Consider the following 22,830-nt stretch of genomic DNA (forward strand, 5'->3'; position numbering starts at 1 on the left):
CCGGGCGCCGCGGTGGGCCGGGGTGCCCCACATCACATGATGTCAAGTCTTGATATTTGGTTAGGCTCACCTATGTTTGGTGGTGTTCCATCCCGACCGATTGGAGTGCACGGTGACCTCGACCCTGTCCGCCCCCGCGACCGCACTGGACGTGTCCTGCACACGACTTCGCGCGCTGAACGCCGAATATCCGCGCATGTACGCGGTCGCGACGATGGCAGACGAGGGTAAACGCAGGTGGTGGTCGCTCGCCGACGACCTCGACGGCGACCGGGTGCCCCGGATGTGGGCGCGTTCGCTCGAGGACGTCCCCGATTCGGACGTCGCCGCGATGCAGGTGGCCACGGCGCTGATTCACGCGGTGGTCGGGCGTGTCACCGCCCTCGTCGTACTGGAGGGGCGGGCCTGGGACCCGGGGCTCGAGAACCTGTGGATCCACATGGACAGTGACGAAGGGATCGACTGGGCGGGCGTCGCTGACGACACCATGCGTGTCCTGCCGGACGACCCCTACGCCGGCGCGCCCCGGACGGTCACCGTGCCGTGCGAACGCGCGCTGCTGCTCTGGACCGTGCACCGCAGCCTCACGTCGCTGCACGCGGTCTTCGATGCGATCGCCCGGCTGACGCCGATCGACGCGTCCCGATTCTGGGGGCTCGTGGGGGAGTCGGTGCTCGGCGCCGCGACGTACGTGCCGATTCTCGCCGGTGGCGGCGAAGCCGCCGCGCAGCGCCGGGGTCAGGGCATCCTGGACGCCTTCGTGGCCGCCGGGGTGCCGGTCCGCTCGAAGACCCGGATCACGCGCCCGCACTGCGGTCGCCTGGGCCAGACACGGAAGCGCTTGCTTAATTAGGGAAGCCTTGCCTATACTCGTGGCAGACGTCGAGCAGAAACGCCGACGCCGAGAACCGAACTACCGGACCGCGCAGGAGTCCTGAGGGCTGCAGTGACTCCCAGGTCCATCCCACGGCGGGCCTCACGCTGACAAGCGTGAGGCCCGCCGATCTTTCTGCCTCACTGGGAGTCCGGATTCGGGCCGTAGAGCCGGGCGACGTCGGGGGAGTCGAGCCACTTGGAATAGGTCGGCGACTTCGGCCACCCCTCGGGTGAGTCCTGCCATTGCTCCTGGCGGCCCCACGGCAGGATGTCGACCAACGCGAAGGTATAGCTGAGCTGTTCGGTGCCGCGGCCGGTGGTGTGCCAGGTGCGGTAGACCGTGTCGCCGTCGCGCAGAAACACATTGACCGCGAAGCCAGCGCCGGGCGGTGCGCCGACATCGGCGCCGAACGAGCTCTCCGAAGACGAGTACCAGTCCATCTCGTTCCCGACCTTCGCCTTGTAGGCCAGTGCTTCTTCGATGGGCCCGTTGGTGACGATGACGAAGCGGGCGTCGTAGTTGTCGAGGATGCCCAGCCGGGTCCACTGCGAGGTGAGGCTGGTGCAGCCGCCGCACTGCCACTCCGCTCCGTCGGACCACATGTGGTTGTAGACGATGAGTTGCGAGCGGCCGTCGAACACATCGACCAGCCGGGTCGGGCCGTCCGGACCGATAAGTGTGTAGTCGGGCAGCTCGACCATCGGCAGCCTGCGGCGCTGCGCGGCGATGGCGTCGAGTTCACGGGTGGCGGCCTTTTCCCGCGTCCGCAAGTCGTCGAGTGCTGTCTGCCAGGTCTGCTGGTCGACGACTGGGGGTAGGGCGCTGACGTTGTGCTGGTTCATGTGACCTCCCGGGTCGGATGGGTCTTCTCTGCAGTATTGACCGGCCAGATACCCGAAAGTCATCGCGTCCGTGTCGGCAACGGCTGCGACCGCGACTGCGATTGCGTCGAGCGGGGATCGGGCGCGGTGCCATGCGATGCGGTCGACAACTTCCTGCGAGATGATCTCACCGCAGGCACCTTCGAGGCTGCCGGCGTCGACATCTTTACCGGAACCCCAGGAGCGCTCCATCATGAAGTACACCGTCTCGATCGAGATCGCCCTGCCGCTGGAGGCAGCGGTACAGCTGCTCGCGGACCCGGCACACCTGCCGAAGTGGCTGCGGGGCCTGGTGCTGCACGAGCCGCTGAGTGGGGTGCACGGGCAGGTCGGCACCATTTCGCGGGTGGTGATGCAGACGGGGAAGCAGACGATGGAGTGCACCGAGACCATCACGCGCCGGGAACCGGCAGACCTGCGCGCGATTCCGAAGGAGAGCGTCGTTCACTTCGACCGCGAGATCGTCGGCGAGGGCATGTGGAGCGCCGTGCGCGAGCGGCTGACCGAAGCCGGTCCGGACACGACGCTGTGGGTGAGCGAGAGCGAATACCGGTTCAGCGGCGTGCTGATGCGGCTGGTGGCGCTTCTGATGCCCGGTGCCTTCCGCAAGCAGTCGCGACAGCACATGCAGGACTTCAAGGCGTTCGCCGAGCAGGGTACGGACGTCCGCGACACGACCGACTGATCTACGATCAGCGCTCGTCTCCCGAGCGTAGGGAGCGGGCCGACGCCTCTCGGGTACTCAGCGCCTGGTCTCGTACCTGGCCAGGACCACGCCGTCGGGGAACGTCCCGGTCTCCACCAGGGTCAGGTTCACCCAGTTGTCCAGGGCCGTGAAGAACGGCGTGCCGCCACCGACGAGGACCGGATGGGTGACGATCGCGTACTCGTCGATCAGCCCGGCCCGCATGGCCGCTGCGGCGAGTGTGGCGCCGGCGATATCCATGGGCCCGCCGTCCTCGGCCTCGAGCCGGGTGATCTCGGTGACCGCGTCGCCGGTGACCAGGCGGGTGTTCCAGTCGACCGTGCGGATCGTCGAGGAGAACACCACCTTCGGCATGTCCCGCCAGCGGCGGGCGAACTCGATCTCCGCAGGTGTGACACCGGGCTGCTGGTCGGCGGTCGGCCAGTGCGAGCTCATCGTCTCCCACAGTTTGCGCCCGTACAGCGCTGTGTCTGTCGCCCTCACCCGGTCGGACCACCACTGGAACAGCTCGTCGCTCGGCACACTCCAGCCGAGGTCGTCGCCCGGCGCGGCGATGTAACCGTCCAGGCTCACGTTCATGGCGAAGGTCAGTTTCCGCATGGTGTCAGCCTCCCGCGAGTCGGTTCCGCCGCCGATCTCGCGACCCTACATTTTCCCGGGCCCGTCGTGTCGTGTAGGCAGGAGATCGGGTGCGCCGCGAGAGCGCACAGTGATCCGATGGAGAGTGTGATGGTGGGTTCCGGGGAACAGCAGGCATCGAACGGTGACGGCCGGGTCGACACCGCGGCATTGACCGCACAGTTGGGGAAGGGATTCGACGCCCTCATCGGACTGGAATACCTCGAACTGACTCCCGACCGGGTGCGAGCACAGTGGACGGTCACACCCGACCTGCAGCAACCGGCCGGAATCCAGCACGGCGGCGTGTACTGCTCCGTCATCGAATCGGTGGCCAGCACGGCGGGCACGGTCTGGCTCGGCGGACGCGGCCACGTGGTCGGCGTCAACAACAACACCGACTTCCTCCGCGCGACGCGGGAGGGAACGCTGACCGCCGAGGCCAGCCCCGTCCACCGCGGACGCACCCAGCAGTTGTGGGAGGTCCGGATCACCGACGAACAGGATCGACTGGTCTCCAAGGGGCAGGTCCGGCTCGCGAACATCACCGACACCGGACGCCTCGGCAACTGACCCACCCGGACACGGCGGAGGGGACGGACCCGACGGCCCGTCCCCTCCGTGTTCAGCGCGGGTGCGACAGCGTCACCCGGCGGCTTTGCGCTGCTCGCCGCCGGCCGACTTGTCCGCGGACTCCTTCTCGCGTTCGTGTCGCTCCAACTGCTCCATCGCGTTGCGGGCGAACACCCACTGCTCGGTGGACGCCATCTGCGCGCGTCCGCGACCGAGGAAGGTGACCGTCCAGGACAGCAGGGTCGACAGGCGGCTGCGGAACCCGACCAGGTACATCAGGTGGATCGCCAGCCACGCCACCCAGCCGATGAATCCGCTGATCTCGAGCTTGCCGACCTTCGCCACCGCGCTGAACCGCGAGATGGTGGCCATGCTGCCCTTGTCGAAGTACTTGAACGGCGGCCGGTCCTCCGGCTTCCCACCGTTCAGGCCTGCCTTGATCTGCTTGGCCGCGTACTTACCGCCCTGCATCGCGACCTGCGCCAGGCCCGGCAGCTTGTCGAGCGACATCATGTCGCCGATGACGAACACGTCGGGGTGACCGGGCACCGACAGGTCCGGGTTGACCATCACGCGACCGGCCCGGTCGATCTCGGCGTCGGACTGGTCCGCGATCTGCTTGCCCAGCGGGCTCGCCTGCACACCGGCCGACCACACCTTGCACTGCGACTCGATCCGCCGGTGCGTGCCGTCCTTGTCCTTGACGACAAGTCCGTCCACGTCGACGTCCGTGACCATCGCCCCGAGCTGGATCTCGACGCCGAGCTTCTCCAGTTGCTGGCGCGCCTTGCGGCTGAGCTTTCCGCCGTACACGGGCAGGACGTCGTCCGCGCCGTCGAGGAGGATCACGCGGGCCTCGCGGGGGTCGATGTTGCGGAACGCCCCCGACAGGGTGCGCCGCGACAGCTCCGCGATCTGGCCGGCGAGCTCGACACCGGTCGGGCCCGCCCCGACGACGACGAACGTCAGGAGCCGGGCACGCTCGGCGGGATCGCTCGACAGCTCGGCCTGCTCGAACGCGCCGAGGATCCGGCCGCGCAACTCCAGGGCGTCGTCGATCGTCTTCATGCCGGGCGCGAACTCGGAGAAGTGATCGTTGCCGAAGTACGACTGGCCTGCGCCGGCGGCGACGATCAGGCTGTCGTACGGGGTGACGGTGGTCCGGTCCAGGAACCGGGAGGTGATCGTCTTCGCCTCGAGATCGATCTTCTCGACATCGCCGAGCAGCACCTGCGTGTTCTTCTGCTTCCGCAGCACGAGCCGGGTGGCGGGGGCGATGTCGCCGACGGAGAGGATGCCGGTCGCCACCTGGTACAGCAACGGCTGGAACAGGTGGTGAGTCGTGCGCGCGATCATGGTGATGTCGACATCGGCATTCTTCAGCGCCTGTGTGCCGAACAACCCACCGAAGCCGGATCCAATGACCACGACGCGATGGCGGCGTGACTCAACCGACTGGATACTCATTCCGTGCTCCTCGAAAAATAGGCGACTCCTGTCACGGTAGTCGCCTTGTCCCCGAGCGTCTCAGTAAGGCTCTCAACTGTTGACCTAGTGTTTGTTACTTCCTAATTCTTCCTATTACTGGCGGTTCATGCGCATCGGCGAGGCGACGGCAACCTGAGCATGTCAGTGGTGGGGTCTAGAGGGCCGCGTCGTATGCCCCTCGGCGTACACGTTCCTGTCAGCGAGTCTTCGATCGGAAGGATCGCGACGTCAATCTGGGTCGACCTACACCGGAGAGTGTTCGGGCGGACAGGGCGGAAGCAGTTGTATTGCCGGGTGTTCGTCTCGACCGGCCAGGAACCCCCGCTCGCCGATCACGATGTGATGTTGCGTGAGAGTGCCACCGGCACCGTGTACCGCTACCAGGATCGTGAGTGATGGCGGGGGTGGTGTGTCGGTGGTCGGCGTTAGGGTCGAGACCGTCGGTGGGGATGGGGACACAGTCTCGGGTGGGGGAGCTGATGGGAGACGATCTTGGCGTTGAGGTGGGCTCGCTGATGGCCGATGCCGGATTGCCTGCGCTGCGGCAGTTCTCGTTCACCACCCGCCCCTACCTCGCTGTCGATGACATCACCGGCGAACCGATCGGACTCGACGACGTCGACACCCGGGTGCGGTGGCTGCTCGACCTGATCTCGGGCGCCGAAGCGCAGATGCTGTCGCGGCTGTGGCAACCGGCCACCTTCGATGTCCTCGCCGCCGGCGTGGACCGCCAGGGCCGCAAGCTCCCGGTGCAGGGCCATGTCGCTGCTGCGCGTCTGGGCTGGGATCCGCACTACCCGGACGGGGTGTACGTGCCCTCGCGGGTGACCCGGGTGGTGACGGCGCAGGTGATGGCCACGCTGCGGACGCTGGCTTACCGGGGCACCGCGATCGCGGCACTGTCTGAGCGGTTCGACCCGGCCACCGGCACGCTGGCGCCGCCGACCGAACCGGGCGACTGGGTGCCGTTGGGTTTCGTCCGGGGCGTGGTGCGCCAGCTGATTGCCCGCGCCCGCCGCGAGGGCGGGGCACTGGCCGGCCGGTTGCGGATCACCGACATGCAGGGACCACCGCAGACGAGCGCGATGGCCCGGCTCTCGGCTGCCGATCGGCAGCTCGCACAACTCACAGCGGCAGAGTTTGAGTTGGTGTTGACGGTGAAACTGCCGACCTGCCCCGCCCCGGCAGGGCGGGCGCAGTGGCGGCGGGTCCGGCTGACCGCCACCATCCCCGGGCACCTGCACAGCCGGGCGATCACCGACTGGCATCTGCCGACCCTGGTTCTCGACCAAAGGGGGCTGTTGTGGCGGTGCGCGGCGACCGAGCTCGTCCCTTCCGGTGACCTGGGATCGGCGGCCGTCGCGGTGGGGGTGGATTGGTCCCCGTCCACGCTCGGCGCCGCCGCCATCACCACCGAGAACTCGGACGGGTTGTCCTCGGACTTTCGGGGTTGGACGTACGACGACCGCGGCCTCGGGATCAAACTGGGCGCCTGCAGACCGAAGGCGAGAGGCTGCACCGCAAAGCTGCCCAGTTGACGCAACTCGCCACCAACGCCGAACCCGAGGCCCGCGCCCGGCTGGAGACGAAGATCGCCGTCCTCGATGCCCACCGCGAGGCGGTGGGTGCCAAGAGGGGCAGGATCAATCGGGAGCTGGTCTTCCATTTCGCCCGCCAGACCGTCGACTACGCCACCGCGGCGGGCGCGCAGGTGATCGCGGTGGAGGACCTGACCACTCTCGAAACTCGCGGGCACGGCCGGGTCAACAACAATCGGGCCGCGCAGTCCGCCCGCCGAAAGGCGGCCACTGCGCTCGCTCATACCGCCGCGGGTGTGGGAATCGCGGTGGTGTCGGTGCCGGCCCGCGGATCGTCCGCGCAGTGTCCGGGCTGCGACGCACCGCTCTCGCGCCCCGGCGGCTATCACACCGCGTGGTGTTCGGGTTGCCGGGTCGGCGGCAACCGGGACCACGTCGCCGGGGTGAACCTGGCCAAACGCGCCCTGCTCGGCAAAGGCAAGGTGACCCGGCGGCGGGGGCAGCTGCCCGCGGTCCGGGTCGCCGAGCACGCGCCTGTCCGCAAGTCCCGGGACAAGACCGGTCCGACACCGAGCAGGCCGCGGCATCGCCGGGTCCGCCGCAGCCTGCCCACCGTGACACCGCGGTTGGGGGTGACTCCGAACAGATATGTTCCTGCACCCGAAGCGTCGGTGTGGGACACGGTCCAACTCGCACCGCCTCACGGTGATGCGGGTAGCCGTGACACACGTCCATCTCCCACGCCCGCCACGCCAGTGGCAGACGGTATGAGATCTACGTAGACGCTTGCTTCCCAGCGCGCGCGTCCGGAATCGATCCAGAAACCGGAGTGGTTGCTCACGCACGAAGGCGGGCAGCCCCTCCGTGAGGAACTGCCCGCCTTCCGGTGCGTACGCGGCTATTCCGCCCGGCCGATCCGCTTCCTCGCCTGGGGAGTCCCGGGGGAGTCCGGGGGGATGAAATCCGATTTGATCGAGAACACGAACAGGGCAGTCACCCCGACAACGACGACAAGAATGGTGAGGACTACGACCACGTAGCCGATACCGACACCAATTGCTGTCAAGTCCATCAGACCTACCTCCTCAGTCGCTGCTCACGCTACTGCGGAGCGTAGCCGCTGTCACCGCGTGGGCGGGGACGATTCGATGGCCAGTTCGGCGTAGGTCGACCGCGCCACCACGACCATTACCTCCGACGTAGTGGTGGGGCGGTCACGTGAGGTGGTCGAACTCTCCGGTCACCCAGGCGCAGTGCCGGGTTGCCGAGTACTCGAGCGCTTCCCGGCCGTCGCGGTCGATGACGTTGTCGAAGTTGCCGATGATGCGGTCGAACTCGAGGTGCGACAACTGGTCCGCGATGCGCCGCACCACGGCCGCGGACAGCGGCAGCCTGTTGGGGTACGACCGCAGGAACGACACGGTGCGGCGGTCCGGGTTGGGGAAGACGCCGTCGCCGGTGAGCAGCACGCCCCGGCCGTCGCCGCCGTCGCGCCAGTGCGCGACGGCACTGCCCGGGAAGTGCCCACCGATCTGGTGCAGGGTCAGCCCCGGCGCCACCTCGTGGGTGCCGGCCCAGAACACGATCGGCCCGTCGGACCGGGCCAGCCAGGAGCGGTCCGCCTCCGCCACCAGGATGGGCACGTCGCCGAGCGCCTTCGACCATTGCGTCTGCACACCGAACATGTGCGGGTGACTGCCCGCGACGGCGATGACGGGGCCGTGCGCGGCGACGGCGTCGACGGCCGCGGCGTCGACGAATCCGATCGGATCCCACAGCAGTGACCCGGCGGGGGTGCTGATCACCAGGGACTGCTGACCGATCGCGGTCTTCGGGTCCACGTACAGACCGTGCAGTCCCGGCTCGATTTCGTGCTCGACGGCGCGGTGCCCCGCGCCGGCCAGCGCCTCCACGGTCGTCCACTCCTGCCCGCCGAGCGGAATGTACTGGCGTTCGTCCGCGCAGATCGCGCATTCGTCGGGGAGCGGGGTGTTCGGGTCCTGTTCGACGCCGCACGTGGCACAGAGATGAAATAACACCCCTCGATGATGCATCCTCACGGCACGCCGAGGAGCCGCAATCCGGCGGCCGTGGCCGCTGCGGACAGGACGACGACGACGAAAGGCGCCTTCCGCCAGGCGAGTAGGCCCGCGACGACGACTCCGGTGGGACGCGCCACTCCGGCGAGGTCGTGGGCCTCGGTCAGTGCCGCCGTGCCCACCAGTGCGGTGAGCAGGACGACGGCGGCCGTCGCCATGGTCCGCTCCACCCAGGGCCTGGTCGCGATCCGCGGCCGCAACACCGGTCCGGCGAACCGGAACGCGAACGTGCCGGCCGCGAGCACCCCGACCGACCCGATCAGCACGAGGTGCCCGTTCACCGCGCTACCGTCCGCAGCACACCGGCGAGCAGACCCACCAGCGCCGCGAGCACCGGTAGCCCGGCGGGCAGGACCGGCGTGGCCGCCAAGGCGACGACGACGCCGATCAGGGCGGGCGCCCGCACGGCCCGGTCGCGCAGCGCCGGCAGCACCAGTGCCAGCAGCACCGCCGGGAACATCGCGTCCAGACCGAATGCGGCGGGGTCGCCGATCGCGTTACCCGCCACCGCGCCGATCAGGGCCCCGAGCGGCCAGCACACCGCGATCCCCACGCCGCACGCCCAGTACGCGGCGCGCCTGCGGTCCGGGTCCGTCTCGCCGAGCGCGAACACCACCGACTCGTCGTTCATCAGGTGACTGCCGACGACGCGCCGGAGCCCCCTCCCGAGCACGTCACCGACCGCCAGGCCGAACGGCAGGTGCCGGGCGTTCACCAGCAGTCCGGCGATCGCCGCCGCGATCGGGCTGCCTCCCGCCGCGACGATGCCGACGAACAGGAACTCCGCGGAACCGGCGAGGACCAGCACCGACAATGCGACGGGCAACCATGCGTCCAGTCCCGAACCCACTGCGATCGCGCCGTACGACATGCCGACCAGTCCGTCGGCCAGGCACACGAGCGCGATGTTCCGGAGAACCCGAACGTCGAGTGTTCGCTTCATCGAACGCATGACTTATATACTGAACAGAGAACTCGTTGTTCGTCAAGTAGAACGATACGTCCGAAATAATGAACAACCTTGGGAAGGGAACCATGGCAGGGCAGTCCCCGCTGGGCTACATCGGACCCTCGCTGCGCCGCGAGCGCGAACGGTCGGGCATGTCCCTGACCGAGGTCGCCCGCCGCGCCGGGGTTGCGAAATCCACTCTGTCCCAACTGGAATCGGGAGGAGGGAACCCGAGCGTGGAAACCCTGTGGGCCCTCTGCGTGGCGCTGGACGTGCCGATGTCGCAACTCCTCGACCCGCCCCGCCCGCGCGTCCAGGTCATCCGGGCCGACGAGGGGCCGGAACTGACCTCCGACCGGGCCGACTACCGGGCCACCCTCGTCGCGTCCTGCCCCCCGTCCGCGCGCCGGGACCTCTACCGCCTCGCCGTCGAACCCGGACCGGCCCGCGAATCCGAACCCCACATGCCCGGGGTGGTCGAACACGTCATCCTCAGCGCCGGCCGCGCGCTCGTCGGCCTGGCGGACGCTCCCGTCGAACTCGGGCCCGGCGACTACATCGCCTACCCCGGCGACGTCGCGCACGTGTTCGAGGCGCTGGAGGCGGGGACCCGCGCCGTGCTGGTGTCCGAGCACAACTGACGGCACCCGGGACAATTTCCTGGTGCACAGTGTCGATTCGCGGGGGTGACGTTCGTATAGGAGGTGAAGGCCGGCCAGAGGACACCCCGAGGCGCCGACCGCCGCTACCGAGGAGGAACCCGACATGACCCAGTACCTGTTGAGCGTGTACCAGCCCGACGGACCCGCTCCCGAACCCGACGCTCTCGCGAAGATCGCCGACGACCTCGACGCCCTCAACCGGGAGATGGTGTCCGCCGGCGCCTGGGTGTTCAGCGGGGGACTGTGCGCCCCCACCACCGCGACCGTGCTGCGGGCCCGCGGCGGCGACGTGCTCGTCACCGACGGCCCCTACACCGAAGGCAAGGAACACCTCGGCGGGTTCACCATCGTCGAGGCCCCGGACCTGGACGCCGCGCTCGGTTGGGGACGCAAACTCACCCGGGCGACGACGCTGCCCATCGAGGTCCGGCCGTTCGCGCACCACGCCGGAGCCGGCGGCCACTGACGTGATCGACACCGCCGACATCGAACACGTGTTCCGCACCGAACACGGTCGCGCGGTCTCCGTCCTGGTCGGGGTGTTCGGCGACATCGACATCGCCGAAGACGCCGTCCAGGACGCGTTCGCCGAGGCGGTGCAACGCTGGCCGTCGGCCGGGCTGCCACCCAGCCCCGCCGGATGGATCATCACCACCGCCCGGCACCGCACGATCGACCGGCTCCGGCGCGAGGCGTCCCGGCACGACCGGCACACGCAGGCCGCACTGCTGCTCGCCCGCGACGAACCGACGGAGGAGGGCGCCGTGCACGACGACCGGCTACGCCTGATCTTCACCTGCTGCCACCCGGCGCTGGCACCCACCGCCCAGGTCGCGCTGACGCTACGCCTCCTCGGCGGACTCGGCACCGCGGAGATCGCCCGCGCCTTCCTGGTGCCCGAGCCGACCATGGCGCAGCGCCTCGTCCGGGCCAAGGGGAAGATCCGGGACGCCCGGATCCCGTACCGGGTGCCGGACGAGACCGATCTCCCGGACCGTCTCCGCACCGTCCTGGCCGTCGTCTACCTGGTCTTCAACGAGGGATACACGGCGAGTTCGGGGGACCGGCTGACCCGGGCGGATCTGTGCGCCGAGGCCCTCCGCCTCGGCCGGGTCCTGGCCGCCCTGATGCCCGGCGAACCGGAGGTCACCGGTCTGCTCGCGTTGATGCTGCTGATCGAATCACGACGCGCCGCCCGCACCGACGCCGAGGGGCGACTCGTGCTCCTGCCCGAGCAGGACCGAGGTCGGTGGGATCGCGACCTCGTTGCCGAGGGGCAGTCACTGGTGCGGGACTGCCTGCGACGGAACACCCCGGGCCCGTACCAGATTCAGGCCGCGATCAACGCCGTCCACAGTGACGCGGCGACGGCCGCCGACACCGACTGGTGGCAGATCCTGCGACTGTACGACCAGCTGATGTCGGTGGCGCCGAGCCCGGTGGTCGCGTTGAACCGGGCGGTCGCCGTGGCGGAGGTGCGGGGACCGGCGGAGGGGCTGGCGCTCGTCGACCGGCTCGACCTCGGCGACTACCACCCGTTCCACGCGGTGCGCGCCGATCTTCTCCGCCGCCTCGGACGCCTCGACGAGGCCGCCCGCGCCTACGACACGGCACGGAACCGCACCGACAACGCGGCCGAGCGGGAATTCCTTCGGACTCAGCGCGATTCGATCGGGTGACTCGTTCAGATACTCAGCCCCGGCGGCAGGCACAGCGATCCGAAACACGTCTCCGTTCGCACGGCGACCGGGAACGGTTCCGCCGTCGCCGGTTTCGCGTACGCGGTCTCCGGGAGCGGCGCCGAACCCCACACCTCGTCGCCGGGACCGGCATCCTCGCTGCAGATCCAGTGGATCAGATAGTCGCCGTCGGGCACCGCCTCGAACACGAACTCCCGCGGTCCCGGCCCGATCACCACATTCGATCGGTGAAACACCGCCACCGACTCGGGGTTCACGATGTCGTCCGTCGCCCTCAGTCCACCGAGTCCGCACACGATGTCCGCACCGGTGTCGTTGGTGAGCGTGGTCGTGACGGTGCTCCCCGCCACGACGGCGGCCAGGGTCACGTCCGGCGGGTCCGCGGCGGCGGGCGCGGCCAGGAACAGGGCGAGAGGGCCGGCGGCGATCAACGCGATCGCGACCCGGGGCACGAGTGTCATCAGCGGAACCTTCGTTCTCGGCGGTCTCACTCCGGACGTCACCGTACTGGTACCCGCCGCGCACGCCGGTAAACGGCGCGGGCGGACGGACGCCGAATCCCGCTCGCCGCACGGGCGGTGCGGCCTACGATTGAATTTCGAGGCCCTGTGGCCGAAGCCTCCTCATCGGAGGGATGACATGAGCGCAACACCCGCACTGAAGAAGGCGCTGAGCCAGCGGCAGCTGACGATGATCGCGATCGGCGGGGTGATCGGTGCGGGCCTGTTCGTCGGCTCCGGCGTCGTCATCGGCGACACCGGGCCGGGTGCGTTCATCACCTACGCCCTGGCCGGGGTCCTGATCATCATGGTCATGCGGATGCTCGCCGAGATGGCCGTGGCCAACCCGTCGACCGGATCGTTCGCCGACTACTCCCGCCGGGCGCTGGGCAACTGGGCCGGTTTCTCCGTCGGATGGTTGTACTGGTACTTCTGGGTGATCGTCGTCGGCTTCGAGGCCATCGCCGGCGCGACGATCATCCAGTACTGGATCGACATCCCGCTGTGGTTGTCCGCGCTGGTCCTGATGATCCTGATGACGGCGACGAATTTGTTCTCCGTGTCGTCGTTCGGCGAGTTCGAATTCTGGTTCGCCGGCATCAAGGTCGCCGCGATCGTCGTGTTCATCGCGCTCGGCGCACTGTTCGTTCTCGGCGTGTGGCCGAACAAGGCACTCGACTTCTCCAACCTGTGGAGCCACGGCGGGTTCCTCCCGCTCGGCGCCATGGCCGTCACCGTCGGTGTGGTCACGGTGATCTTCTCCATGGTCGGCGCGGAAATCGCGACGATCGCCGCCGCGGAGTCGTCGGATCCGGAGCGGGCGGTGACCAAGGCCGCCAACTCGGTGATCGTGCGGATCGCCGTGTTCTTCGTCGGCTCGACGTTCCTGCTGGCCACCATCCTGCCGTGGGACGACGATCAGATGGCCGCGTCCCCGTTCGTCGCCGCGTTCACCGAGATGGGGATCCCGTACGCCGACGACATCATGAACGCCGTTGTGCTGACGGCGGTGCTGAGCTGCCTCAACTCGGGCATGTACACCGCCTCCCGCATGCTGTTCGTCCTCGCCGCGCGCCGGGAGGCACCCGCCCAGCTCGTCAGGGTGACCCGTCGCGGGGTGCCGGCCATCGCGATCCTCGCCTCCTCGGTCGTCGGCTTTCTGTGCGTGATCGCCGCGGCCGTCTCGCCGGACACCGTCTTCGCGTTCCTGCTGAACTCCAGCGGCGCGATCATCCTGTTCGTCTACCTGCTCATCGCCGTCTCGCAGATCGTGCTGCGATACCGCACCCCGGCCTCGGAACTGCGGGTCAAGATGTGGCTGTTCCCGGTGCTGTCGATCATCACCGCCGCCGCGATCGTGGCGATCCTGGTGCAGATGTACCTGCAGGAGGACGTGCGGTCGCAACTCGTGCTGAGCCTGGTGTCGTGGGCCGTCGTCATCGTGCTGTTCCTCGCCAACACCTGGTACGTGCGCCGGCGGCCCGCCGTCGAGGGGGCCGCCGCGACCACCCGGCCTCACCGGGTGCTGGTGCTGGCCAACCAGACCGTCGAGTCGAAGGAAATGCTCGACGAACTCCGCCGCATCGGCGCGGATCGGGAAGCCGTCTACTTCGTGGTCGTGCCGGCCAGCCCGATCGAGACCGGAACCGCCGCCACCCACGGCCCGCTCGACGTCGCGGAAGCGACGCGGGAAGTCGCCCGGCAGCGACTCGACGACACACTGGCGACACTCCGCTCCGAAGACCTCGACGCGGACGGCGAAGTGGGGGACTACCGGCCGCTGCGCGCACTGGCCACCGGCGTCGAGTCGTTCCATCCGGATCAGATCGTCATCTCCACGCTGCCGCCCGAAGAGTCGGTGTGGCACCGGTTCGACGTCGTGGACCGCGCCCGCGCCGAACACGGGGTGCCGGTCACCCACGTCGTCGCGAACCCGGTCGGCGCAGGGAAACCCGCTCGATGACGATCATCGCCGGATTCAGCGCGAGCCGTCAGGGGACCGCGCCGCTGCACCTGGCGGCACGGATAGCGCGCTGGACCGGCGAGACGGTCGTGGCCGCGGCGATCGTGGAACAGCCGTGGCCGGGAAAGGACGAGCCCATCGACCGCGAGTACCTGCGCTACGTCACCGCGGAGGCGTCGCGGGCACTGGACGGGGTGGTCGGCGGTCTGCCGGGAAACCCGGACATCCCGACCGTCGTCCACCGATCGACCTCGATTCCCACCGGGCTGATCGAACTCGCCGCCGCTCACGACGCCACCCTCGTCGTGGTCGGGTCGTCGTCGTCCGGGCTGCTGGGCCGGGTGGCGCTGGGCAGCGTCACCGAGCGACTCGTGCACACCGCAGCGGTGCCCGTCGCGATCGCGCCGCGCGGGTACCCGCCGCTGCCCGGACCCATCCGCAGGCTCACCGCCGCCTACGGCGGCGAAGCCGACGTCAACGGACTCATCGCCGCCACGGCCGCGATGGCCGCCCGGTGGCCGGTGACGTTGCGGATCGTGTCGTTCACAGTGCGGCCCGTGTCCAGATTCGGTGGTGCAATCGAGCAGTCGACCGAGGATCTCGTCGTCCGGCAGTGGACTCGCCGGACAACCGACGACATCGCCCGCCAACTCGACGCGGTTCGCGCCCGCATCCCGGTCCCCGACGTGGACGTGGAGATCGGCAGCGGTACCGACTGGCGCGGGGCGGTCGAGGCCGTGTCCTGGGAGCCCGACGACATGCTGGTACTGGGTTCGGGAGCCGCCGGACCCGCCGCCCACGTATTCCTCGGCTCCGCCGCCTCGAAGATCCTGCGGCACGCTCCCGTGCCCGTGATGATCGTGCCGAGACACGCACCGGCGGGATGACCGTCAGTGGTCGGCCACCGCCGCCGCGGCGGATGCCCGGCGACGCCGGGACGCGGTGATCCGGCGACCGATCACGCCCTGCCGCGGCGCGAACAGATAGACCAGCGCGAAGACCGCGCCCTGGGACAGCACGACCATGCCGCCGCTGGCGGTGTCGAGGTGATAACTCAGATACAGACCGATGACGGCGCAGGACGCCGAGATCGCCGGCGCGATGACCAGCATCCGATGGAAACTGTCGGTCAGCAGGTACGCCGTCGCCCCGGGAATGATCAGCATGGCCACGACCAGGATGACACCGACGGCCTGCAGGGCCACCACCGCCGTCAGGGCCAGCAGCCCCAGCAGCGCCGCCCCGAGCATCCGGGGGTTCAGGCCGATGGCGTGCGCATGGGTGGGATCGAAGGCGTACAGCGTGAAGTCGCGGCGCTTGACGATCAGTGCCACGAACACGAACGCCCCGAGGATCGCGATCTGGACGAGGTCGGACCGGCTGACACCCAGCAGGTTTCCGAAAATGATGTGGTTCAGATCGGTTTGGCTCGGGGTCACGGAGACCAGCACCAGTCCGAGGGCGAACAGGGTGGAGAACACGATGCCGATCGCGGCGTCCTCCTTGACCCGGCTGGTGTCGCGGACCAGCCCGATCAACGCAACGGCGAGGAATCCGAAGATCACCGCGCCGATCGCGAACGGGGCGCCGACGATGTAGGCCAGGACCACGCCGGGCAGGACGGCGTGCGAGACCGCATCACCCATCAGCGACCAGCCGATCAGCACCAGCCAGCATGACAGCACCGCACACACCACCGCCGCGATCAGGGTGGTGATCAGCGCACGGACCATGAAGTCGTAGCGCAGGGGGTCGACGAAGAAGTCGATGACGTCCATTGATTCTCAGGTCCTTGTCATCACGTCGAGGCCGAAGGCGGCCGCCAGATTCTCCGGTTGCAGCACGACCGACGGGTCGCCGTGCATCAGCACCGTGCGCAGCAGCAGGATTGCCTCGTCGGCCAGGTCCGGTAGCGCATGCAGGTCGTGGGTGGAGACCAGGATCGCCGCACCCGCGTCGGCGAGTTCGCGCAGCAGCGCGGTGATGGTGGCCTCGGAGCGCTTGTCGACGCCGGCGAACGGCTCGTCGAGCAGAAGGATGGTGGCGCCCTGCGCAATTCCGCGGGCGACGAACGTGCGCTTCTTCTGGCCGCCGGACAGTTGCCCGATCTGCCGGTCCGCCAGGTCCGTGAGTTCGACGCGTTCGAGAGCGTGGTCCACGGCCTCGCGGTCGGCTTTTCTGGGCCGCCGGGTCGGTCCCATGCGCCCGTACCGGCCGGTCATCACCACGTCACGCACCGACAGCGGGAACGTCCAGTCGACGTCCTCGCTCTGCGGGACGTACCCCAGCACCCCGCCCTTGCGAGCCGCGGCCGGCGCCGCGCCGTTGATGCGAACCGTACCGGTATCGGGTTTGACCGTGCCCATGATCGACTTGAACAGGGTGGACTTGCCGGAACCGTTCATGCCGACGAGTCCGCAGACGCGTCCGGGGCGCAGGGCGAGGGAGACCCGGTCGAGCGCGAGCACGTCGCCGTAGTGGACGGTGACGTCCCGGACCTCGACCGCCGGTTGCGTGGTCATGACTGCCGCCCGTTCAACGCGGAGGTGAGGGTGTCGGCGTCGTGCCGGATCAGGTCGAGGTACGTCGGCACGGGCCCGTCCGCCTCGGACAGCGAGTCGACGTAGAGGGTGCCACCGAACGCGGCGCCGGACGCTTCGACGACGCGTTGCATCGGCGCATCCGACACCGTGGATTCGCAGAACACCGCCGGAACCCGGTTCTGCTTCACGAACTCGATCGTCGACGCGATCTGCTGGGGAGTGGCCTGCTGTTCGGCGTTGACCGGCCAGATGTACTTCTCGGTCAGCCCCGCGTCACGGGCAAGATACGAGAACGCTCCCTCACACGTGACCAGCGCGCGCTCGTTGGCCGGCAGTGCGCCCAGTTCGGCGACCAGTTCGTCCTGCACCTTCTGCAACTGCGCCTTGTACGCGTCGCCGTTGGAACGGTAGTCGGCGGCATGAGCGGAATCGAGTTCGCTGAACGCGGCGACCATGTTGTCGACGTAGATCTGCACGTTCAGCGGTGACATCCAGGCGTGCGGATTCGGTTTGCCCGCGTACGCGTCTTCACCGATCGCGATCGGCTCGACGCCCTCGCTGACGACCACGTGCTCGACATCCAGCCCGTCGACGAACTGGCCGAACCAGGCCTCCAGGTTCATACCGTTGTCGAGGATCAGGTCGGCCTGCGCGGCCTTCTTGATATCGCCCGGGGTGGGCTCGTATCCGTGAATTTCCGCGCCCGCCTTGGTGATCGACTCGACGGTCAGGTGTTCGCCGCCGACGTTCGCGGCGATGTCGGCAAGCACCGTGAACGTGGTCAGCACCACCGGTTTGTCGTCGGCGGGGCCGCCGCTGTCGCCACATCCGGACAGCATCAGTGTCGCGGCCAGCGCTGTCAGTACCGCGGCAGCGGTCACCGGCCGTCGTCGGGCACCCACCATGAAGGACGTTGATTTCACGTGGCGAATTCTAATGTTCGGTTCACCGAAACCACAAGTGCGGATCGTCCAGCCGTAGGATCTGGCGGCGACGACCACGGTGTCGGCGCACTGTCGGTCGTGAGCCAGGGGAGTGGGCCGCTGGTGCTCGCCTGAAGGCCTGCCGGTGAATTCGGCCGACATTCATCGATGGTGAACATCTGCGCGCTGAACGCGGGGAGTGAGAAGAAAATTCTTTAAACTGATCCAATGAAGAAGAATGTTCCAGGCGCGCCGTACGCCGAAGGGCCGCGATCGAATGATGTGCGAGCGGGGGCGCCGATCGATGATGTCGACCGGATCCTTCTCGATCAACTCTCGCGGGACGCCCGTACCCCCAACAACGCCCTCGCCGCTCTCGCGGGCATCGCGCCGTCGACCTGCCTGGGTCGTGTGCGCTCCCTGATCGACCGCGGAGTGATCCGCGGCTTCCATGCGGACATCGACCCCGCCGCACTCGGCAGGGATCTGCAGGCGATGATCGCAGTTCGCGTGCAGGCCAATGCGAGACAGCACCTCGGGCAGCTTGCCGAGCAACTCGCCACCCTCGACGACGTGCTGAACGTGTACTTCATCGCGGGTGCCGACGACTACCTCATCCACGTCGCCACCGGCAGCAGTGAGGGGCTGAGGCGTTTCGTCCTCGACCACCTCAGTGCGCACCCTGCGGTCGCCTCGACCGAGACCATCCTGATCTTCGAACACGTGCGCCCGCGACTCGGGGCGCCGCAGGTCGAGTCGCCTCCGGGCCGCTGAGGTAGCCGAGGCCCGTCAGCTGGCGGGGTCGTACTGGAACGCGCGCACTTCCTGCGCGCAGCGGCAGGCGACCGCGATCTTCGCGGCCCATTCCAGTGCCGCCTGTCGGGAGGGCAGTTCGAGTACCGCGAAGCCGCCGTCGAGCTGTGTCGTCTGCGGGTAGGTACCCTCGGTCACCGTTCCGTCCCCATCGACCATGACCGGCGGAACGCTGTCGTCGATGCCGCCGCCGAACACCCAGACGCCCGCGTCCTTCGCCTCCCGGACCACGGCGTGCGACGCATCCGACACTGCCTGCAGATCCGCGTCGGGAAAGACCATGGCGTCACTGGGAAACGAGATCAAGTACTTCGTCATCGCGTCGACTTCTTCCTCGCATCGGATGAGCGGACTCAGGGCACGCTCGACAGTAAGGGACCGAGACGACGAGTGGCTTCAGTCGAACACAGGTTCGATTATCTGTTACGGTGACGGTCGGCGCCGGTGACGAGGTAGGGAAGACCTCGTCACCGGCGCCGTCTGGTACCTCGCGCGTGCCGGTATCCGGCGATCAATCGATCGCCGTGCGGAGGGGTTGCTCGGGTCTCTCGTGTTGCGGTTGGGGGGCACGCGGTCGGGGCACCGAGGTGTTGTCTGTGATTTCGTCGGCCGTGGGCGCGTGGCCGGGCTCGGTGACGGGCCGGCTGGTATGGGCATCGGGGTCGCCGGTGCCGCCCTTCCCGCCGTAGAAAAGGGTGATTCACGGTTCATTGTTCGCCGGCATCGTAGGAGACTGGGTGGAGGACCATTGCGGTCCCGCACCCACACGGAACGGAGGCCACCGACATGAGTGAGACGACATGGCTGGTGGAGGTTGTCATCGACGAACACGACTCGGACGAAGGTGGCTCCAGAACCCGCGCGCAGGCGAGGCTCCGAACCCGCGACACCCGTACGTTCGTCGGGTCCGGTCTCGCCCGCCGGAACCCGGACGACACCGAGATTCCGGAGATCGGGGAGGAGTTGGCTACGGCACGCGCGCTGTCCGACCTCGCCCACCAACTGATCGAGGCCACTGCGGCGGATGTGGAATCGGCGACTCACAGCCGCGTTCATCTGACCGGATGAGTGCCCCGTCAGTGGGGGATGCGGCGCCGGCCGACGGAAAAGACCGATTCGACGGGCCGTCTGGGTGTTTGCCGCGGTGCCGACTTCTTCTCGGTAGTACCCACCCTGATCAGGGCCTGCGGGAACCCGTGGTCGGGGAGCAGGTCGCGGATGATCTCCCGGCCCTGACGGAGTTCGGTCATGTGGGTGAGCGGGCAGGTCGACAAACCGCCGACGGTGGCCTCGAGCAGCACCGCCGACAGGGCCTCCCCGGCGCGGAGCCACTCACCGCGACCGTCCGCGGCGGTGCTGAGCACCAGCACCGTCGAGCGGTCCGGCTCCGTGGTCGCACCGGGGTCTCGGCCGGCGGGGAAGCGACGCCCGATGTCGACGCGGTCCCGGTCGTCCGCGGTGGCGAGTGCGTCGGGGGGATTCCGCCCTGCGCGATGGAATGACCGGCCCACCAATGCAGCTCGGTCTGGTAGGCGGTTTCGTACTTTCGTGCGGCGGCGGTCGTTTCGGTTGCTCGTGCGAGCACCGGTCGCGCCTCCTGCCTCAGCACGGTCAGGTGCACGTCCCGGCGGTGTACTACGTCGTTCAACGCGGCGGGCAGCGGCGACTTCACGCTGACCGGCCCGAAGGGCCTGCGGTCGGAGTGTCGGTGCCGGATCGCGGCGAGCAGATCGAAGTCGTGCGACTGGGGCCGGGCCTCGTGACGGAACCGGATCGTCGCCAGGTGACCCGAGTGCGGCCCCTCCGGGACACGCCGGACGTCCGCTGCCCATTTGAGTGCAGTCAGCGCCGTCTGGAGATGATGCAGTGCTGCACCGCAGCTGACGACCAACTGCCGGCCCGTCGGGTCGGTGGAAGCCAGGACGCGGCCGCGTGCGGTGTAGAGGTCGAGTTGACCGTCGGTGTAGGTCCATTCCCACGGCTGGCTGTTGTGTACCGACGGCGCCCGGCAGGCGAGGTCCACGGCGATTCGGACGACGTTCTCGTCGGGAATGGTGCTGTTCACGATCGCATCCTGGGGTGAATCGCGTTCCGCTCCTGCCGGCGGGGGTGCCGGTGCCTGTGTTCTCAGTGTTCGCCGTCCGTCGGCGCGGGATCAGGGCCGATGGTCACCGGCGGGCGACGGGGATGGCCCCTGCATTTCGTCGGGGTGACGTAAGGGTCGGGGTGACGTAAGGAAGGGGTAGCGCACGACACCGTTCCCACTTGTCGATGCGGCGTGGCCGCCCACGGCCAGCATCGTCTTACACGGCCAGATCGTGTGCATGGCTATCGATGGGTGAAGCGGAATCCGGGGGCGGGTCGATGTGTTCGGCCGGGGCGTGGATGTCGATACCGTTGAGCGGTGCCGCGGCCTATGGGGCGAGTGTGATTCCGGTCGGTGGGAATCGGTCACCGCAGCCGAGTCCGGTTCGACGTTCTCAGCTGGGGCGTGTCATGGGGGAGCGCGTGCCGTCGAAACTGTGTGTGTTGCGGTGCGGTTTCTGCGCGCAGTGGCGGTGATCCTGCTGTGGGTCACCGTCGTGTTGCGACCGATCCGGGCGCTGCCGGTTTTCATTCACGCAGGGTGCGGATCGCCCCCTCCGGAAGGGTCGGCCCGATGCCCGAGAGACTCATTGTGCCGGTCGGGGATTTGGGGGTCTAGAGGTTCCACAATGTCAACAGGGCGGCCCGCAAGCTGGGGGAGCGGACGTAGTGGTCGGTCCGTAGCCGGGAGCCGGGGTGCCCGAGAGTGGTGAGCGTGTGTTCGGCGCTGGGGAGGGGCAGTGGGGGCAGATCGGTGCGGGTGCGGAGGAAGTACAGCACCGCGCCACCTGACCGGGGGATTTTCATGGGGTCGGAGACCACGACCGCGGGTGCGTGAATCCAATGGTCGTCGACGTCGACGAAGACGACGACATCGCCGCGCTTGATACCGCTGGGTTTGTCGAGGCGCAGCGATTCGAGCTGGTACGTCGCCACCGGGCCGCCGCGGCTGTGGTGTCGGCCCCGCTGCTCGTCGAGGACCTGTTGTTCGGTGCGGGTGGGTTCGTAGTCGACGGCGTGGATGAGGAACATCCGGGTGACCGGTGTGGGGAGGAAGTCTGTCTCTGGGTTGCGGAGGCGGCCGGTGATCCCGGGCAGCGGGACGGCACGGCCGATCTCCCACTCTCGGATGGCGTCGTCGAGGAATACCTGATCGACCTCGGTGATCTCGTCGAGGCTGTCGATGAACGTCCGGACACCGGCGATGATGTCGGGGTCGTCGGTGATGACCACAGCGTCGTCGGCGAGGGTGGAGTTCGCGGACGCGTTCGCCGACCCGATCACCGCCCGGGTGTTGGTAGCGATCACCTTGGCGTGCAGGGTGGGCGAGGACAGCACCCGCACCCCTGTGTTCAGGTAGTGGGCGAGGGCGGCGGGGGAGGTTGCGTGCGCCCGGATCGCGGCCGTGGAGGCGTTGACGACCAACAGGTCCCCGGCGCGCAGCGGAAGCAGCTCGGGTGCGTCTGGGCCGAGGTAGCCGATCGCGGCGTACCGGGGGCCGCGGGTGCGGATGGCGCGGGTGATGTGCGGCCACGGACTCGGCCCGTGAAAGGTGGTCCCCATACCGGGAACCGTAACGCGACCGGGTCGGTGTCGGCTGAAAAGTCGCCACCGGCTGCGGGCGCATCGCGTCGTGGGCGGGGGCGGAAAGCCGCGACCTGACTGTGGGGTGATCCGGACCGGGGCGTGGCCTGCGCACAGCGGTGGTGGCGATCGCCGGAGAGTGCTCCGGCTGGTGCTGGTTCCCGGGTGGTCATGAACGCTGGCCGTCCACTCCTACGTGGAGAATGTCGAGCGGTGCCGCTCCGATCGGTGTGGGGCGGGGCTCGGTTCGCAGGGCGACGCCGGTGTAGGTCACGAACGGCGAGGGAGCAGTCGTCGGCACACGGTTCTGCGCGCAGACACGCTTGCA

23 protein-coding genes and 2 pseudogenes are annotated in these 22,830 nt (G+C 68.5%); 11 read left to right on the forward strand and 14 right to left on the reverse strand.

Translation table 11 applies throughout. The features are described 5' to 3' along the window. Positions 1–79 precede the first annotated feature (79 nt). The gene (locus ROP_RS34985; protein WP_043826001.1) at positions 80–853 is read left to right on the forward strand and encodes a hypothetical protein; all 774 of its coding nucleotides are present in this window, start codon (positions 80–82) and stop codon (positions 851–853) included. A 161-nt stretch (positions 854–1,014) separates the two neighbouring features. Here the strand turns inward: ROP_RS34985 and ROP_RS34990 are convergent, their stop codons facing one another. Further along, positions 1,015–1,719: a DUF899 domain-containing protein gene (locus tag ROP_RS34990; protein ID WP_043826951.1), complete on the reverse strand. Its 705-nt coding sequence runs from the start codon at positions 1,717–1,719 to the stop codon at positions 1,015–1,017. Positions 1,720–1,951: 232 nt separating this feature from the next. Here ROP_RS34990 and ROP_RS34995 point away from each other — a divergent pair, with 232 nt between their 5' ends. Next, positions 1,952–2,443 (forward strand): SRPBCC family protein, encoded by a 492-nt coding sequence (locus ROP_RS34995; protein ID WP_015890710.1) that lies wholly within the window; start codon positions 1,952–1,954, stop codon positions 2,441–2,443. A gap of 57 nt (positions 2,444–2,500) precedes the next feature. Here the strand turns inward: ROP_RS34995 and ROP_RS35000 are convergent, their stop codons facing one another. Continuing rightward, on the reverse strand, positions 2,501–3,064 hold the full coding sequence (locus tag ROP_RS35000) for a dihydrofolate reductase family protein (RefSeq protein WP_015890711.1): 564 nt from the start codon (positions 3,062–3,064) through the stop codon (positions 2,501–2,503). Positions 3,065–3,193: 129 nt separating this feature from the next. Between ROP_RS35000 and ROP_RS35005 the strand changes: the two genes are divergently transcribed. Further along, entirely contained in the window at positions 3,194–3,655 is a 462-nt protein-coding gene (locus tag ROP_RS35005; protein WP_043826003.1) for a PaaI family thioesterase, read from the forward strand. Between the two features lie 72 nt (positions 3,656–3,727). Here ROP_RS35005 and ROP_RS35010 read toward each other — a convergent pair whose 3' ends face one another. Next, positions 3,728–5,122: an NAD(P)/FAD-dependent oxidoreductase gene (locus tag ROP_RS35010; RefSeq protein WP_015890713.1), complete on the reverse strand. Its 1,395-nt coding sequence runs from the start codon at positions 5,120–5,122 to the stop codon at positions 3,728–3,730. A gap of 536 nt (positions 5,123–5,658) precedes the next feature. Between ROP_RS35010 and ROP_RS40780 the strand changes: the two are divergent. Beyond that, a pseudogene (locus tag ROP_RS40780) lies at positions 5,659–7,463 on the forward strand (zinc ribbon domain-containing protein). Between the two features lie 116 nt (positions 7,464–7,579). On the opposite strand, the gene ROP_RS35030 reads toward ROP_RS40780, so the two are convergent. The 4 genes from ROP_RS35030 to ROP_RS35045 all read right to left on the reverse strand — a co-directional run bounded on the left by ROP_RS35030 (position 7,580) and on the right by ROP_RS35045 (position 9,732). Further along, positions 7,580–7,753, reverse strand: a complete 174-nt coding sequence (locus ROP_RS35030; RefSeq protein WP_043826008.1) for a hypothetical protein — start codon at positions 7,751–7,753, stop codon at positions 7,580–7,582. Positions 7,754–7,895: 142 nt separating this feature from the next. After that, entirely contained in the window at positions 7,896–8,720 is an 825-nt protein-coding gene (locus ROP_RS35035) for an MBL fold metallo-hydrolase (RefSeq protein ID WP_015890716.1), read from the reverse strand. A 17-nt stretch (positions 8,721–8,737) separates the two neighbouring features. Next, on the reverse strand, positions 8,738–9,061 hold the full coding sequence (locus ROP_RS35040; RefSeq protein ID WP_043826010.1) for an AzlD domain-containing protein: 324 nt from the start codon (positions 9,059–9,061) through the stop codon (positions 8,738–8,740). Next, entirely contained in the window at positions 9,058–9,732 is a 675-nt protein-coding gene (locus tag ROP_RS35045) for an AzlC family ABC transporter permease (RefSeq protein WP_015890718.1), read from the reverse strand. Before ROP_RS35045 ends, ROP_RS35040 begins: the two co-directional genes overlap by 4 nt. Positions 9,733–9,815: 83 nt before the next feature. Here ROP_RS35045 and ROP_RS35050 point away from each other — a divergent pair, with 83 nt between their 5' ends. The 3 genes from ROP_RS35050 to ROP_RS35060 all read left to right on the forward strand — a co-directional run bounded on the left by ROP_RS35050 (position 9,816) and on the right by ROP_RS35060 (position 12,070). After that, positions 9,816–10,370, forward strand: a complete 555-nt coding sequence (locus ROP_RS35050; protein ID WP_015890719.1) for a helix-turn-helix domain-containing protein — start codon at positions 9,816–9,818, stop codon at positions 10,368–10,370. Between the two features lie 124 nt (positions 10,371–10,494). Beyond that, positions 10,495–10,857 carry a YciI family protein gene (locus ROP_RS35055; RefSeq protein ID WP_015890720.1) on the forward strand — a complete coding sequence of 121 codons (363 nt, stop codon included), beginning with the start codon at positions 10,495–10,497 and terminating at the stop codon, positions 10,855–10,857. 1 nt (position 10,858) lies between these two features. Further along, on the forward strand, positions 10,859–12,070 hold the full coding sequence (locus ROP_RS35060; RefSeq protein ID WP_015890721.1) for an RNA polymerase sigma factor: 1,212 nt from the start codon (positions 10,859–10,861) through the stop codon (positions 12,068–12,070). Between the two features lie 5 nt (positions 12,071–12,075). Here the strand turns inward: ROP_RS35060 and ROP_RS35065 are convergent, their stop codons facing one another. Then, a complete protein-coding gene (locus tag ROP_RS35065; protein ID WP_043826012.1) occupies positions 12,076–12,552 on the reverse strand; it encodes a hypothetical protein in 477 nt (158 codons plus the stop codon). Positions 12,553–12,730: 178 nt separating this feature from the next. On the opposite strand from ROP_RS35065, the gene ROP_RS35070 reads away from it, so the two are divergent. After that, entirely contained in the window at positions 12,731–14,554 is a 1,824-nt protein-coding gene (locus tag ROP_RS35070; protein ID WP_015890723.1) for an amino acid permease, read from the forward strand. Beyond that, positions 14,551–15,441, forward strand: a complete 891-nt coding sequence (locus tag ROP_RS35075; protein ID WP_015890724.1) for a universal stress protein — start codon at positions 14,551–14,553, stop codon at positions 15,439–15,441. Before ROP_RS35070 ends, ROP_RS35075 begins: the two co-directional genes overlap by 4 nt. 3 nt (positions 15,442–15,444) lie before the next feature. Here ROP_RS35075 and ROP_RS35080 read toward each other — a convergent pair whose 3' ends face one another. The 3 genes from ROP_RS35080 to ROP_RS35090 are packed head-to-tail and all read right to left on the reverse strand — an operon-like array spanning position 15,445 to position 18,002. Continuing rightward, the gene (locus ROP_RS35080) at positions 15,445–16,332 is read right to left on the reverse strand and encodes a metal ABC transporter permease (RefSeq protein WP_015890725.1); all 888 of its coding nucleotides are present in this window, start codon (positions 16,330–16,332) and stop codon (positions 15,445–15,447) included. Positions 16,333–16,338: 6 nt separating this feature from the next. Further along, on the reverse strand, positions 16,339–17,076 hold the full coding sequence (locus ROP_RS35085) for a metal ABC transporter ATP-binding protein (protein WP_015890726.1): 738 nt from the start codon (positions 17,074–17,076) through the stop codon (positions 16,339–16,341). Next, positions 17,073–18,002, reverse strand: coding sequence for a metal ABC transporter substrate-binding protein (locus tag ROP_RS35090; RefSeq protein ID WP_015890727.1), 930 nt, complete (start codon positions 18,000–18,002; stop codon positions 17,073–17,075). The genes ROP_RS35085 and ROP_RS35090 overlap by 4 nt, the downstream gene beginning before the upstream one ends. A 246-nt stretch (positions 18,003–18,248) precedes the next feature. Here ROP_RS35090 and ROP_RS35095 point away from each other — a divergent pair, with 246 nt between their 5' ends. Next, positions 18,249–18,794 (forward strand): Lrp/AsnC family transcriptional regulator, encoded by a 546-nt coding sequence (locus tag ROP_RS35095; RefSeq protein ID WP_015890728.1) that lies wholly within the window; start codon positions 18,249–18,251, stop codon positions 18,792–18,794. Between the two features lie 15 nt (positions 18,795–18,809). Here ROP_RS35095 and ROP_RS35100 read toward each other — a convergent pair whose 3' ends face one another. Next, a complete protein-coding gene (locus ROP_RS35100; protein WP_015890729.1) occupies positions 18,810–19,151 on the reverse strand; it encodes a YciI family protein in 342 nt (113 codons plus the stop codon). A 468-nt stretch (positions 19,152–19,619) separates the two neighbouring features. On the opposite strand from ROP_RS35100, the gene ROP_RS35105 reads away from it, so the two are divergent. After that, positions 19,620–19,901 (forward strand): DUF1876 domain-containing protein, encoded by a 282-nt coding sequence (locus ROP_RS35105; protein ID WP_015890730.1) that lies wholly within the window; start codon positions 19,620–19,622, stop codon positions 19,899–19,901. 8 nt (positions 19,902–19,909) lie between these two features. Here the strand turns inward: ROP_RS35105 and ROP_RS35110 are convergent. Together ROP_RS35110 and ROP_RS35115 are read right to left on the reverse strand one after the other, a co-directional pair. Beyond that, positions 19,910–20,898, reverse strand: a pseudogene (locus ROP_RS35110) (Acg family FMN-binding oxidoreductase). Between the two features lie 635 nt (positions 20,899–21,533). Further along, positions 21,534–22,481 carry a phospholipase D family protein gene (locus ROP_RS35115; protein ID WP_015890733.1) on the reverse strand — a complete coding sequence of 316 codons (948 nt, stop codon included), beginning with the start codon at positions 22,479–22,481 and terminating at the stop codon, positions 21,534–21,536. Positions 22,482–22,830: the final 349 nt, after the last annotated feature.

Source organism: Rhodococcus opacus B4 (genome assembly GCF_000010805.1).
GTDB classification, from domain to species: Bacteria; Actinomycetota; Actinomycetes; order Mycobacteriales; family Mycobacteriaceae; genus Rhodococcus_F; species Rhodococcus_F opacus_C.